Origin of the sequence: Hasllibacter sp. MH4015, assembly GCF_020177575.1 — a bacterium.
GTDB lineage: Bacteria > Pseudomonadota > Alphaproteobacteria > Rhodobacterales > Rhodobacteraceae > Gymnodinialimonas.
This window is the reverse complement of the sequence record NZ_JAHTBK010000001.1, coordinates 1,813,604-1,826,817: the sequence shown is the minus strand read 5'-3', so window position 1 is coordinate 1,826,817 and position 13,214 is coordinate 1,813,604. Positions and strand designations below refer to the sequence as shown.

General features: G+C 65.5%; 15 protein-coding genes. 6 read left to right on the top strand and 9 right to left on the bottom strand.

The features are described from left to right. Positions 1-61 precede the first annotated feature (61 nt). Both dksA and KUW62_RS09435 read left to right on the top strand, forming a co-directional pair. Positions 62-517 (top strand): RNA polymerase-binding protein DksA, encoded by a 456-nt coding sequence (gene dksA / locus KUW62_RS09440; RefSeq protein ID WP_224815234.1) that lies wholly within the window; start codon positions 62-64, stop codon positions 515-517. Positions 518-586: 69 nt separating this feature from the next. After that, positions 587-1,732, top strand: a complete 1,146-nt coding sequence (locus KUW62_RS09435) for an FAD-dependent monooxygenase (protein ID WP_224815233.1) — start codon at positions 587-589, stop codon at positions 1,730-1,732. A 178-nt stretch (positions 1,733-1,910) separates the two neighbouring features. Here the strand turns inward: KUW62_RS09435 and KUW62_RS09430 are convergent, their stop codons facing one another. From KUW62_RS09430 to KUW62_RS09395, 8 genes are all read right to left on the bottom strand, one after another. Beyond that, a complete protein-coding gene (locus KUW62_RS09430; protein WP_224815232.1) occupies positions 1,911-2,651 on the bottom strand; it encodes a proteasome-type protease in 741 nt (246 codons plus the stop codon). A 64-nt stretch (positions 2,652-2,715) separates the two neighbouring features. Beyond that, positions 2,716-3,519 (bottom strand): transglutaminase family protein, encoded by an 804-nt coding sequence (locus KUW62_RS09425; RefSeq protein WP_224815231.1) that lies wholly within the window; start codon positions 3,517-3,519, stop codon positions 2,716-2,718. 10 nt (positions 3,520-3,529) lie between these two features. After that, positions 3,530-4,471, bottom strand: a complete 942-nt coding sequence (locus tag KUW62_RS09420) for an alpha-E domain-containing protein (protein WP_224815230.1) — start codon at positions 4,469-4,471, stop codon at positions 3,530-3,532. Positions 4,472-4,475: 4 nt separating this feature from the next. After that, positions 4,476-5,903 carry a circularly permuted type 2 ATP-grasp protein gene (locus KUW62_RS09415; protein WP_224815229.1) on the bottom strand — a complete coding sequence of 476 codons (1,428 nt, stop codon included), beginning with the start codon at positions 5,901-5,903 and terminating at the stop codon, positions 4,476-4,478. Between the two features lie 107 nt (positions 5,904-6,010). After that, a complete protein-coding gene (dtd, locus tag KUW62_RS09410; protein ID WP_224815228.1) occupies positions 6,011-6,454 on the bottom strand; it encodes a D-aminoacyl-tRNA deacylase in 444 nt (147 codons plus the stop codon). Further along, on the bottom strand, positions 6,451-7,377 hold the full coding sequence (locus KUW62_RS09405; protein ID WP_224815227.1) for a carbohydrate kinase: 927 nt from the start codon (positions 7,375-7,377) through the stop codon (positions 6,451-6,453). The genes dtd and KUW62_RS09405 overlap by 4 nt, the downstream gene beginning before the upstream one ends. Positions 7,378-7,456: 79 nt before the next feature. Continuing rightward, entirely contained in the window at positions 7,457-8,584 is a 1,128-nt protein-coding gene (locus tag KUW62_RS09400; protein ID WP_224815226.1) for a TFIIB-type zinc finger domain-containing protein, read from the bottom strand. Positions 8,585-8,682: 98 nt separating this feature from the next. After that, positions 8,683-9,258, bottom strand: coding sequence for a cytochrome b/b6 domain-containing protein (locus KUW62_RS09395; RefSeq protein ID WP_224815225.1), 576 nt, complete (start codon positions 9,256-9,258; stop codon positions 8,683-8,685). A 141-nt stretch (positions 9,259-9,399) separates the two neighbouring features. On the opposite strand from KUW62_RS09395, the gene KUW62_RS09390 reads away from it, so the two are divergent. Together KUW62_RS09390 and KUW62_RS09385 are read left to right on the top strand one after the other, a co-directional pair. Beyond that, the gene (locus KUW62_RS09390) at positions 9,400-9,819 is read left to right on the top strand and encodes a heme-binding protein (protein ID WP_224815224.1); all 420 of its coding nucleotides are present in this window, start codon (positions 9,400-9,402) and stop codon (positions 9,817-9,819) included. Then, positions 9,816-10,193, top strand: a complete 378-nt coding sequence (locus KUW62_RS09385; RefSeq protein WP_224815223.1) for a RidA family protein — start codon at positions 9,816-9,818, stop codon at positions 10,191-10,193. The genes KUW62_RS09390 and KUW62_RS09385 overlap by 4 nt, the downstream gene beginning before the upstream one ends. 3 nt (positions 10,194-10,196) lie before the next feature. Here the strand turns inward: KUW62_RS09385 and KUW62_RS09380 are convergent, their stop codons facing one another. Further along, positions 10,197-11,396, bottom strand: coding sequence for a cytochrome P450 (locus tag KUW62_RS09380; RefSeq protein WP_224815222.1), 1,200 nt, complete (start codon positions 11,394-11,396; stop codon positions 10,197-10,199). 119 nt (positions 11,397-11,515) lie between these two features. Between KUW62_RS09380 and KUW62_RS09375 the strand changes: the two genes are divergently transcribed. Then, entirely contained in the window at positions 11,516-12,295 is a 780-nt protein-coding gene (locus KUW62_RS09375) for a gamma-glutamyl-gamma-aminobutyrate hydrolase family protein (protein WP_224815221.1), read from the top strand. Between the two features lie 186 nt (positions 12,296-12,481). Continuing rightward, on the top strand, positions 12,482-13,171 hold the full coding sequence (locus KUW62_RS09370) for an LCCL domain-containing protein (RefSeq protein ID WP_224815220.1): 690 nt from the start codon (positions 12,482-12,484) through the stop codon (positions 13,169-13,171). Positions 13,172-13,214 lie beyond the last annotated feature (43 nt).

The following is a 13,214-nucleotide window of genomic DNA, read 5'->3' as shown; positions in this document are numbered from 1 at the left end:
CACCGCGGAGGTTGTAATCGACCGCCAATGGGGCTGCATGGACTTGCACGGGCACGACACCATGAACGACACCAGCCCCGCTGAGGGGAGCGATATGAAAGCAGAGATTTTTCTGGCTGAGGATTACCGTCCGGCCGAAGATGAACCGTTTATGAACGAAAAACAGGTCGAGTATTTCCGCCGCAAGTTGTTGGCCTGGCGGAACGATCTTCTCGACGAAAGCCGATCCACCGTCTCCACGCTGCAAGACGGCACGCGTAATATTCCCGACGTCGCGGACCGGGCCTCCGAGGAAACCGACCGCGCGCTGGAACTGCGCACCCGTGACCGCCAGCGCAAGCTGATCGCCAAGATCGACCAGGCCCTGCGCCGCGTGGAAGAGGGCGAGTTTGGCTATTGCGAAGTGACCGGGGAGCCGATCAGCCTCAAGCGGCTGGATGCCCGCCCCATCGCCACGATGAGCCTTGAGGCGCAGGAACGCCACGAGCGCCGCGAAAAGGTGCACCGCGACGACTGATCGCTTTGCATATGGCGCGCAACAGGGGCATCCGGGACGGGTGCCCTTTTTCGTTCGAGGTAAGGCAAGATGCTGATCGGCAAGGAGATTACGGTGATCGGCGGCGGGATCGGCGGGCTGGCGGCGGCCCTGGCCTGCGCCCGGCGCGGCGCCGCCGTGACCGTGCTGGAACAGGCGCAAGAGATCGCGGAAGTGGGGGCGGGGCTGCAGATCTCCCCCAATGGTTACGTGGTGCTGCAGGCTTTGGGCGTGGCCGAGGATCTGCGCGCCACACGCGCCACGCGGGTCCGCTTGCGCGATTTCCGCAAGGGCGCGGATGTCTTCACCATGGATTTGTCCCGCCCGTTCCATTTCGTCCACCGCGCCGACCTGATTGAGACCCTGCGCGCGGCCTGTGAAGGGGCGGGCGTGCGTATCCGGCTGGGTACGGCGGTCAAGGAGGTCACGCCCGACGCCGATGTCACCCGCCTGCGCCTGGCCGATGGCGCCCGGGAAGATCACGGCCTGACCCTTGCCGCCGATGGCCTTCATTCCGCCGCCCGCGCCGCCCTCAATCCCAGGTCGCGGCCCTTCTTCACCGGACAGGTGGCGTGGCGCGCCCTGGCCCCGTCGCGCGACCTTCCACCGGAAGCCCACGTCTTCATGGGCCCCGGTCGCCACCTCGTCCGCTACCCCCTGCGCGACGGAACCCTCACCAATATCGTCGCGGTGGAGGAGCGGGACAGCTTCGCCGCCGAAGGGTGGCACCACGCAGACGATCCCGCGAACCTGCGCGCCGCGTTCACGGATTTCTGTCAGGAGATCAAGGCTTTGCTCGGCGACGTTGAGGTGACCAACATCTGGGGCCTGTCCCGCCATCCGGTGGCGAAACACTGGCACGGGGGGGCGCTCGCGCTTCTGGGCGATGCGGCCCATCCGACGCTGCCCTTCCTCGCCCAAGGCGCCAATATGGCGCTGGAGGACGCCTTTGTCCTCGCGCGCTGCCTGAACGATCACGACACGATCGAGGCCGCTTTCACCCGGTACCAGGCCATCCGCAAACCGCGCACCGCCCGCATCGTGGAGGCAGCCAACGACAACGCGGCCAATTACCACCTGCGCCCCGGCCCGTACCGGTTTGCCGCCCATTCCGCCTTGCGCCTTGCCGCCCGCTTCGCGCCCCATGCCGTAACGAACCGCTTCAACTGGCTCTACCACCACGACGTGACGCGCTGACCGCCCAACGGGCCTGCCCTCTTTGCTTCAAAAATACCTCGGGGGGCTCCGCAGGAGCGGGGGCAGCGCCCCCTCCGCACTCACCCTATCACCACTCACATCGGCGTTTCACGCGACGCCGAGCGCCCCGCAGGGGCGCGAGGCCCCCGGCGACGGGCGTCACGCCCGGCGCAATCCCTCATTCCAGCGTGTAATCGGGCAAGGCGTCGAAGGCGTCGCGCAGCTTGTCCCCCCAACCCGACGAGATCTGGGAGAAATAGGGATCCTCGCTCTCGATCCTGCGTCTTGGGCCGTGGCGCAGCGTGTCCGCCCGGTAGAGGTGCAGGTCAAGCGGCATGCCCACGCTCAAATTCGCCTTCAGGGTCGAATCGAAGCTGACCATCAGAAGCTTCACCGCCGCCTCGAACGTCATCTCGGGATTATACGCGCGCACCAGGATCGGCTTGCCGTATTTCGTCTCCCCGATCTGGAAGAACGGGGTGTCGTCGCAGGCTTCGACGAAATTGCCCTCGGGATAGATCAGGAACAGCCGCGGCTCCCCGCCCTTGATCTGGCCGCCCAGGATGATGCTGGCCCCGAAGGGGGAATCGGCTTGGGGCCCCGCGACACCGCTTTGATCGGCGATCACCTCGCGCAGGGTTTCCCCCACCAGCTTGGCGACCTGGAACATCGACGGCGCTTCCATGATCGACAGCGCGCCGCGTTCGTCGGCGGGCAGGGCGCGTTCGTTGAGCAGGCTGACGACGGCCTGGGTCGTGGCGAGGTTCCCGGCGGTCATCAGGGTGATCGACCGCTCGCCCTCGGCCTCCCACAGGAACATCTTCTTGAAAACGGAAATGTTGTCGACGCCGGCATTGGTCCGCGTGTCCGACATGAACACGAGGCCCCGGCTCAGTTTCATTCCCACGCAATAGGTCATGGTCTCTCATCCCCAGGATCCGCCGGTCGTGGTCCAGATGTAGCGCCGGTCGGTTAAGGGATGTCTACTGCTGTGCGACCTGGATGTCGACGGACATCGCCTCTCCGGACGCACCGTAATGCAGGCCCGCGATCGGGGCCGCTTCGCGGTAATCGAGGCCGGTGGCCACACGCACGTAACGCGGGTCCGGCGAGATGCCGTTGGAGACGTCGAAGCCGACCCAGCCCACGCCGTCCACATGGGCCTCCGCCCAGGCATGGGTCGCATCCTGGTGCACCCGGTCGTTCATCATCAGGTAGCCCGAGACATAGCGCGCGGGATGGCCCATCGCGCGGGCGGCGGCGATGAAGATATGGGCGTGGTCCTGGCACACGCCCGCACCGCCCGCGATCGCATCCTCGGCGGTCGTGGCGGCTTCGGTTGCGCCGATCTCATAGCGGACGGCGCCGATGATCCGGCCCGACAGCGCATGGAGGCGAGGGATATCGTCAGACACCTCTTCTTGCAGCCCGTCGATCAGCGCTGCCACCCGGTCGCCCGGCTGGGTCAGATCGGTCATGCGCTGGAAATACCACAGGGGCGCAAAGCCCGAATGCTTGCCGAGTATCCCGGCATTGTCCGCCGTCTCGACCTCGCCCGCACACATCACCCGGATCTCCGACGCGCTGGGATCGAAGGAGACAAGGGAGGCGTGGTTCTGGTTGTGATCCTGAAACTCCGTCTGCACCTGCCCGCCATCGACCTGCATGGACCACGACAAGATGGATTGCCCGCGCCGCGATTTGGGTGTCAGGCGCAACTGCTGCAACCCGTAAGTGACCGGCGCATCGAAGCGGTAGGTCGTTGTGTGGTTGATCTTCAAACGCATCGCGCCACCCCTATCCCAGAAACCGGTAATCGGCGTCGATCTGTGCGCCGAGCGTGCCGAGATCGCCCAGAACCGATGTCAGGAATTCGTGCAACCCGTCTTCGAACACATCCTCGATCGTCAGGTGGCTGAGCTTGGCGGCCATCATGTCGATATGGTCATGGGCCGGGGTCCGCGCGCCGTAGGCGGTCTCTAGATACGAGAGGTTGGAGGCGATCTTCATCACGCAAAAGGCCAACGACCGCGGCATCCGGCGGTCGAAGATCAGGAATTCCGCGATGCCCTTCGGCGTCACCTCGCCCTGGGTCAGCCAGCGATAGGAACGTTGGCCCGCGACGGAGCGCAGGATCGTCTCCCACTGGACATTGTCGAGCGACGATCCGATCTGGGTCACGGAAGGCAGCAGGACGTAATATTTCACGTCGAGAATGCGCGCGGTGTTGTCGGCGCGTTCCAGAAACGTCCCAAGACGGCAGAAATCGAACGCATCGTTGCGCAGCATCGTGCCGTGCATAGCTCCGCGCACCTGGGCGCAATGCTGTCGGATGGAGGCCAGCACCTCCGGCAGCTGCTTGGGTGTCACGGGGCGCGACAGCACCTCCTTCAGGGCCATGTAGGCGTCGTTCAGCGCCTCCCACACTTCGCGGGTCAGGTGGGTGCGGGTCAGGCGCGCGTTTTGCCGCGCGGCCGAGATCGAGGAGAGGACGGAGGACGTGTTGTCCGGATCGCGCAGCAGGAAGTCGATGGCCTTGGCCTCCACCACATCCCCGTGGCGGTCGGCATAGGCCTGGGCCACGGCGGCGGTTTGCAGCACCGACTGCCATTCGTTGTCCGCCCCCGCGGGCCGGGTCAGCCCGATGCGAAAGCCGGTTTCCACCAGCCGCGCCGCGTTTTCGGAGCGTTCAAGGTAACGGAACAGCCAAAAGAGGCCACCTGCGGTTTTGCCTAGCATCTCCCTACTCCTCCAACACCCAAGTGTCCTTGGTGCCGCCGCCCTGTGACGAGTTCACCACCAGCGACCCTTCCTTGAGCGCCACGCGGGTCAGTCCGCCGGGCGTCAGCGTGATCTTCTCGGGCGACATGAGCGCGAAGGGGCGCAGGTCGACATGGCGTGGCGCAAGGCCCTTGGCCGTCAGGATCGGACAGGTCGAGAGCGCCAGCGTGGGCTGCGCGATGTAGTTGGAGGGGCGCGCCTCCAGCTTTTTGCGGAACGCCTCCACCTCCTTCTTGGAGGCGGCGGGGCCAACCAGCATGCCGTAGCCGCCGGAGCCATGGACCTCCTTCACCACCAGGTCGGACAGGTTGTCGAGCACGTATTTGAGCGAGTCCGGCTCCGAACAGCGCCAGGTCGGCACGTTTTGCAGGATCGCCTTCTCGCCGGTGTAGAACTCCACGATATCGGGCATGTAGCTGTAGATCGCCTTGTCGTCGGAGATGCCGGTGCCCGGCGCATTGGCGATCGTGATCCCGCCCGCGCGGTAGATGTCCATGATGCCCGGCACGCCGAGCATGGATGCGGCGTTGAAGTTCAGCGGGTCGAGGAAATCATCGTCCACCCGGCGGTAGAGCACGTCGATCGGTGTGTAGCCGCGCGTCGTGCGCATGGCGATGCGGCCATCCACGACGCGCAGGTCGTGCCCCTCCACCAGTTCCACGCCCATCTGCTCGGCGAGAAACGCATGTTCGAAATAGGCGGAGTTGTGGATGCCGGGGGTCAGCACGGCGACGGTACACGACCCCGTGCAGGCGCGTGGCGCGCAGGCGGCCAGCGACCGGCGCAGGTCGGCGGGGTAATTCTGCACCGGCTGGACCTTGACGCGGCTGAACAGCTCCGGGAACATCTGGAGCATGGTTTCACGGTTTTCCAGCATGTAACTGACGCCGGACGGGGTACGGGCATTGTCCTCCAACACGAAGAACTCGTCCTCGCCGGTGCGCACCAGATCGGTGCCGACGATATGGGTGTAGACGCCGCCGGGGGGTTCCACCCCGATCATCTGGGGCAGGAACGCCTCGTTCCGGTCGATCAGCTCGCGCGGCACGCGGCCCGCGCGCAGGATCTCCTGCCGGTGGTAGATGTCGTAGAGAAAGGCGTTGATCGCGCGGACCCGTTGTTCGATGCCGCGCGTCAGCTTGGCCCATTCACGCCCGGAAATGATGCGCGGCACGATGTCGAATGGGATCAGCCGTTCATCGGCCTCGGACTGGCCATAGACGTTGAAGGTGATGCCGGTGCGGCGAAAAAACGCCTCCGCCTGGGCCGACTTCTGGCGCAGATCGCCAAGATCCTCACCCTCGAACCAGCCGGAATAGGGCGCATAGGGATCGCGTGCGGTGGCGGACCCGCCCGTCATCTCATCGAAAAATCGCGTGTCGTCGGTCATGTCTCCTCCAAGTGCATGACCCTATCAGATGAACGCTTGAGCGAAAGGGCCAGCCCTTTCATACATTTTTTCAGGGGTTTGGGGGAGGGATGCCCATTTTTTGAGCGTTATGTATCGGTGTCCAGCCAGATCGTCACGGGACCGTCATTCACAAGGCCGACCTGCATGTCCGCGCCGAATTGGCCGGTCGCGGTCGTCACCCCCGCCTCCCGCAGACGCTCCACCACCTGGAGGTAAAGCGCCTCTCCCTCGGCGGGGGCGGCAGCAGTGGAAAAGCCCGGGCGGTTGCCGCGACTTGTGTCGGCGGCCAGGGTGAATTGGCTGACGACCAGCGCCGCGCCCCCCACATCCAGAAGCGAGCGGTTCATCTTGCCTGCCTCATCCTTGAAGATGCGCAGCTTGGTGATCTTGGCCACCAGCCGGTCGGCAATGTCCGCCGTATCCCCCTGCATGGCACAGACAAGGATCAAGAGTCCGGGTCCACAGGCCCCGATGCGGGCGCCGTCCACGTCCACATGGGCATGGGCGACCCGCTGGAGGAGCGCCCTCATTCAAGCTCGTCCCGGCGGGGCGGGTTGGCGCCCGCGCGGGTGACGGTGATCGCGGCGGCCTTGACGCCAAGCGTCATGGCGTCGCGCAGCGTGTCGTCGGTCAGGCCCCGGGCGAGCAGGTCCTTGTCGAGGGCCCCGGCATCGGACAGGCCCGCCAGAACGCCCGCGTTGAAGGTGTCGCCCGCGCCGACGGTATCGACGACCTGCACCATCTGCGCTTCGATATGGAGCGATCCGCCCCGGTGGAATGCCGTCACGCCATCGGCCCCCTGGGTCACGAAAATGAGCGACGGGCCCTTGTCCAGCAGAGCCTCCGCCAGCGTTGGCAGCGCGTCGTCGCCCATGAGCCAGCGCAGATCCTCGTCCGAGGCCTTCACGATATCCGAATGGGCCAGCATGTGATCCATCCGCGCCCGGAACCGATCCTCATCCGCGATGAAGGAGGGGCGGATATTGGGGTCGAGCATGGTGACATGGCGGGCATGGGCGCGGGCGGCGAGCGTGGCGTAGGCGTCCGCGCAGGGCTCCACCGCCAGGGAGATGCCACCGAAAAAGCACGCCTTCGTTTCGTCGGGTATGTCGGGCAGGTCGGCTTCCGTCAGCATCCGCCCGGCGGTATTCTCGTCGTAGAACGCATAGCTCGCCTGTCCGTCTGTCAGCGTAACGAAGGCCAGCGTTGTGGGGCGGTCGCAGCGATGGGCGAGGCCGTGGCCAACGCCATTGGCCATCAACACACCGGAAAGGCGTTCTCCGAACAGATCGGTGGACAGGCCGGTGAAGAACTCGGTCCGCGTCCCCAGCCGCGACAGCGCCACGGCGGTGTTGAAGACCGAGCCGCCGGGATATGGGGCGAAGGCGGCCTCGTGTCCCTCCGTCTGGCGGGGCAGCATGTCGATCAGGGCTTCGCCGGCGCACAGGATCATGGGGACCTCCCTTATCTGTCCGCGCCTTTGTTAGCGTTAACGCGGGGGTGGGGGAAGCCCGATATGCGGCGCGGGTGGCTCAGCGATCCATGACTTCCAGGCCGTAGAAGACGGCGACGCCCACGACGATGGCGGCGATGACGGCAAGGGCGATCTTGCCCGCGCTCCACGGGCGTTCGCCCTGCACCTTGCCGGTCTGGGCATTGACGACGAAGCGGTAGGATTTGCCCCGGTACTTGTAGGCGGCGATCCAGACCGGCAGCAGGACATGCTTGAAGGTCACGTCGTCCACATGGGTGTCCATCCGGTCGATCTTCTGGGCGTCGCCGCCGATGTCGCGGCGGATGTCGCGCTGGATCTGGGCGTGCATGATCTGGCGCGCCTCCACCATGCCTTCCTCCAGATCGACGGTATAACCTTCGGCCCGGAACCCCGACAGGAATTCCGGCGTGTAGGGCGCAAGCGCGGAAAGGTCCCACGGGGCAAGCGCGTCGGTATACCGCTTGGGCAGCGATTTGGACGCGAGCACCAGGATGTCGTCGAAGAAGCGCGCCACACGGCCCTGGGTGCGGGTCCAGCGGATGCGCCGTTCCTGGCGCGGCTTGCCATCGGGGCCGTTGACGGTGACGTAATAGGCCGTCCCGCGCTGACCGCGATAGCTGGTCTTGGTGTCCGCGTCATAGGTCCAGTAGGGCACGTAAATGCCATCGAGGGTGCGCCCTTGGCGGGCGTATTCCTTCAGGCCGTTGGGTGCGAACCACAAACTGCCAAGCCACTTGTTCATGGCGGAATGGGCCTCCCGCTCGGCCAGTTGGAAGGGCAGGACGCCCTTGGGCTTGATGTGGCGATGGGTGCCGGTATCGGTCACGACGGGCGTGGCGCAGAACGGGCAATCCTGGGAATGGGTGTCGGCGTCGAACTGCACTTGGGCGCCGCAGGACGGGCATTGGGAGACGCGCGTCTCCTCGATCTCGGCACTGTCGAGCTGGCCGCGAAGGGCCGCCTCGAAATCGTTCTCCACCAGCTCCGCGCCGCCGCCCCAGGGGCCATCCTCGATCGTGATCGCTTCCTCGTTGCCGCAATGGTCGCAGATCAGCTTCCCCTCGCTTGGGGCATAGCGCATGTCCGATCCGCAATTGGAGCAGGGAAAGCGATGTTCGTCTTCGGGGCGGGCGGTTTCGGTGCGGGCGTCAAACGTGTCGGACATGGTGGGTCTTCCGGAAAAGCGAATGCGCCGCCGGGGCGCGGTGAAGGGGGTGTCCTCACTCAAACGCGAGCGGGCGGCGGCTGCAAGCAAGGAAAACCCTACAAAAAGCGGTGAAGGAGGCGCGGCACCATGATCCGCAGGGCGTTGTCGCGCAGATGGACGTGGCGCCAGATGTGGAACGTGGCGTGCAGCGCGACGATGCCCGCCAGTGCGTAGAACTGGTAGACATGTACGAAGGACACCATCGCGTGGGCCTGCGGCAGGTCGAGGGGCGGCGCGATCGGCAAAAAGCCCCCCGCGCGCAGGAGTACGGCAGAGGTCGCGCCAAGCCCGAACCCCGTCAGCGCCACGAGAAACAGGCCCCAGATCAAGGTCTTGTGCAGGATCGGATGCACCCGCCGCGCCCAGGGCGGCAGTTTTGGACCGGGGCGAGAGGCAAGGCCGCGGCGCAAATGATCCCCGGTCCAGATCAGCGCGAGTGTGACGAAGATCAGCCCGTTGATCGAATGGAGTTGAAACCATCCCCGCCCCATCCGGCGCAGGACATCGGGATCGGCGAACATGAACCAGATGAAAAACGGCACGATCCCCCAATGCAGCGCCTTGAGCATCGTGCGTCGTGCGGGCAGGCGCGGGCGCGGCAGGCGAAGGGGCAGGGCGGTGGCATCGGTCATGGGGTGGATGTGTCGGTTCTTGCTTCGGGTCAGGCGCAGTGTAGCCACGGGGCGGGCGGGGGGAAAGTTTCACCCCGTTCTTGCGTGTGGGGCGGTTTGCGGGGAAGCTTCCGGTGAAGCCCCACATGCAAGGAGACGTCGATGATCACCCTCGACCAAGCCCGTCTGATGATCGCCACCGCCCGCGAAAAGGGCCGCGAGATGGGGTTGAAACCGCTTTCCGTCGTGGTTGTCGATGCGGGTGGCCATGTCCTCGCCTTCGAGCGGGAGGATGGCGCACCGCCGGGCCGGTTCCAGATCGCCCACGGCAAGGCCCACGGCGCGGTCATGTTGGGGATGCCCGGCACCGCGCAGCGCACAAGGGCGGAGGAGCAGGCCTATTTCATGGCTGCCGCCAACGGGGCCTATGGCGGGCAGCTTATCCCCGTGCCGGGTGGCGTTCTGGTCAAACACGACGGGGCCGTGATCGGTGCGATGGGCGTGACGGGGGACACATCGGAAAACGATGCTGAGGTCGCGCTGGCGGGCATTGAGGCGGCCGGGTTCGAGGGTGCGGCATGAGGCGGCACATCTCCTCCGGCTCCGAATTCGAGGAAAAGATCGGGTATTCGCGCGCCGTGATCACCGACGGCTGGGTTTTCGTGGCCGGAACCACCGGCTTCGACTACGCGACGATGGAGATTGCGGAGGATGTGGCGGCCCAGGCGGAGCAGACCTTCCGCAACATCGACAAGGCCCTGTCGCAGGCGGGCGCGCGGATGGATGACGTGGTGCGCGTGACCTATATCCTGCCCGATGCCGATCTGTGGGAGCCGTGCTGGCCGGTGACACGCGCCTGGCTGGGATCGGCCCGACCCGCCGCGACGATGCTGGTCGCCGGTTTGCAGGACCCGCGCATGAAGATCGAGATCGAGGTGACGGCCAAGCTGCTTTGATCGTCAGCCCGCCAGGTTCAGATGAACCGACGCGGGGCCGCGCAGGCCGGGGCGCTTCATCCATGTGACGGGCCGCGCCAGCGCCAGGTCGGGATGGCGCGCCACAAGGCGATCCAACGCCACCTCCGTCTCGATCCGAGCCAGTTGCATCCCGAGGCATACATGGGGGCCGAAGCCGAAGCCCAGATGGGCGTTGGGCCGCCGCTCCGGCTGGAACGCGCCGGGGTTGTCGACGCGGGCGGGGTCGTGATTGGCGGCGATCAGACCGGCGGTGACCATCTCTCCCTTCTTGATGGGCGCGCCGAGGATGTCGGTGTCTTCTGCTGCGAACATCGCTTTCGTCACCATGACCGGGCTGGCATGGCGCACGAATTCCTCGATCATGAGGTTGCGCGTTTCGGGATGGGCCTTGAAATGCGCGCGCAGGTCGGACGCTTCGCAAAGCGCCACGATCGCATTGTTGATGAGGTGAACGCTCGTCTCATGCCCCGCAAGGAACAGCAAAAGGGTCAGGGACAGGATTTCATCTTCCGACAGGCTGTCGCCGTCTTCCTCCGTATGGACGAGGGCGGAGATGAGGCCGGGGCCGGGCGGTTCGGCCCGCGCCTCCGCGAAAAGCGCGCGAAAATCGCGGTGTACGCCGCGCAAGCTGAGAACGGCGCGGATCGCCGAGAGCGGGTTGGTCACGTGGCTGAGCGGGGCGATGCGTCGGGTCAGGCTGTCATGGGCCGCGTCGGGAATGCCGAGCAGCGCGCAGATCGCCAGAAAGGGCAGGCGGCGCGTGTACTGGCGCACGATATCGACCGGATCGCCGCTCAAATCGTCCAGCAGGCGGTCGGCCATGCCCTCGATCCGGGGGCGCAGATCCTCGATCGTGGCGCGGGCAAAGGCAAGTTCGACAAGGCGGCGCTGGCGTTTGTGGGCGGGGTCGTCCTGCACGATCATCGTGTTCAGCATCGGCTTGATGGAGGATGGCATCCACCAGAATTGGCGGGCGAGGGATTTGCCGGTGATCGGCTCCGGATCGCGGCGAAAAATCTCGGGCGATTTCAGGAGTTTGCGCGCGGCCTCATCGGTTGTGGTCATCCAGATCGCGCCAACAATCGGTATCCGGACCTTCACCACGGGTCCGTCCGCACGCATCCGCGCAAGCTGCGCCGACGGATCGTCGAGAAACGCGGGATCGGAGAAGGTGTAGATCATCAAAGCGGCCTCAATCCTTGTCCATGTGCGCAAATGAAGGGCCGAATGCGCGGGCAGGCGGCTTTTCCTTGAGCGCCTTGACCGTTAGATAAGGTTTCATCTGCAATATTGGAACTCCCATGGCGCGACCTGTTATCGGCATTATCGGCAATCACCACCTGATCAACGATCAGTACGAGACGCAGGCCGCTGGCACGATGAATTGCGAAGCCGTGGCGGAGGTCTGCGACGGGGTGCCGATGATTATCCCGTCCAATCCGCGTTTCGTGGATCTTGCCGACCTGCTGGAGGTTTGTGACGGGTTTCTGTTCACCGGCGGACGGCCCAACGTGCATCCGGAGGAATACGGCGAACCATACAGCGAAGCCCATGGCGGGATGGACAGGGACCGCGACGGTGTGGCCCTTCCCCTGATCCGCGCCTGTGTGGATCGCGGCCAGCCCTTTTTCGCGGTTTGTCGGGGCTTTCAGGAGGTGAACGTGGCGATGGGTGGATCGCTCTACCCCGAAATCCGCGATCTGCCGGGGCGGATGAACCACCGGATGCCGCCCGATGGCACGATCGAGGAGAAGTTCGCCCTGCGCCACAAGGTGACGTTTTCCGACGGCGGCCCGTTTCACCGGCTGATGGGCGCGCGGGAGGTGATGACCAACACGCTCCACGGCCAGGGGATCAAGCGGGCGGGGGCGCGGGTGGTGATCGACGGTCACGCGCCCGATGGCACGGCGGAGGCCGCCTATATCGCCGAGGCGCCCGGTTTCACCCTGTCGGTGCAATGGCACCCGGAATATCGCGCCGCGGAAGACCCGGTCTCCCGCCCCCTGTTCGCGGCCTTCGGGGAGGCCGCGGCCGCATGGTCCGCGGGCAGACGCCCGGTGCAGATCAGCGACGTTGCGTGAACGTCGCCCCTCAACCACCCGGTTTCCCTTAGGTTAATTTCCTTGCCTTGACCGCGCGCGGCCTGCCAATGTGCTGTGTACGGGGAAATACACACCTGCGCCCGAGGCAAAATCGGGACCGTCGCCCACCAAAGATCAGTCGGCGCACGGTCGGATCGGGTGCTTAGTTTAACGGAAGGCGATTTCATGTTTTCGAGACTTTTCAGCGCCGCACTCGCCGTGACGGCGGTCTTCGCGGGACCTGCATCGGCGGATTGGTCGGCGCGTGTCGATACCGACGGCCAGGGTGCCGTGGGACAGACCGGCCAGGTGCAATGTGAACCGGGCGGCACGCCGGGGCCGATCTGGGGCACCGGCACCTACACGTCCGACAGCTCCATCTGCGGCGCGGCGCAGCATTTCGGATGGTTGCCGCAAGGCTCCGGCGCGGTCGTCACCTACCGCACGGTTCCCGGTCAGCAATCCTACCAGGGGTCGAGCCAGAACGGCATCACGACGAATGATTACGGCTCTTGGGGCCTGAGCTTCCAGATCACCGGGGCCACTTTGCTTGGCGGCGGCGCCCCCGGTGGCACCGCAATCGACTGGTCGGCCAACGCGGATTCCCTGGGCATCGCGACCTCGCCCGGGTCGACGCATCGCTTCGTCTGTCCGCCGAATTCGGGCGGTTTCGGCACGATCTGGGGTACGGACCTCTATTCCTCCGACAGCCCGATCTGCGTGGCCGCACAGCATCGCGGCCTGATCTCGTCGGCGACGGGCGGGCCGGTGACCGTTCTGATCCTGGGCGAGCAGGCGGCGTTTTCGGGGTCGAGCCGGAACGGCATCACCTCAAGCGACTTCCCAACCTGGCCGCGCAGCTACACGTTCCAGTAAGCGCGCGACACATTCGACCATCCGCATCCGGCAGGGTGCGGAT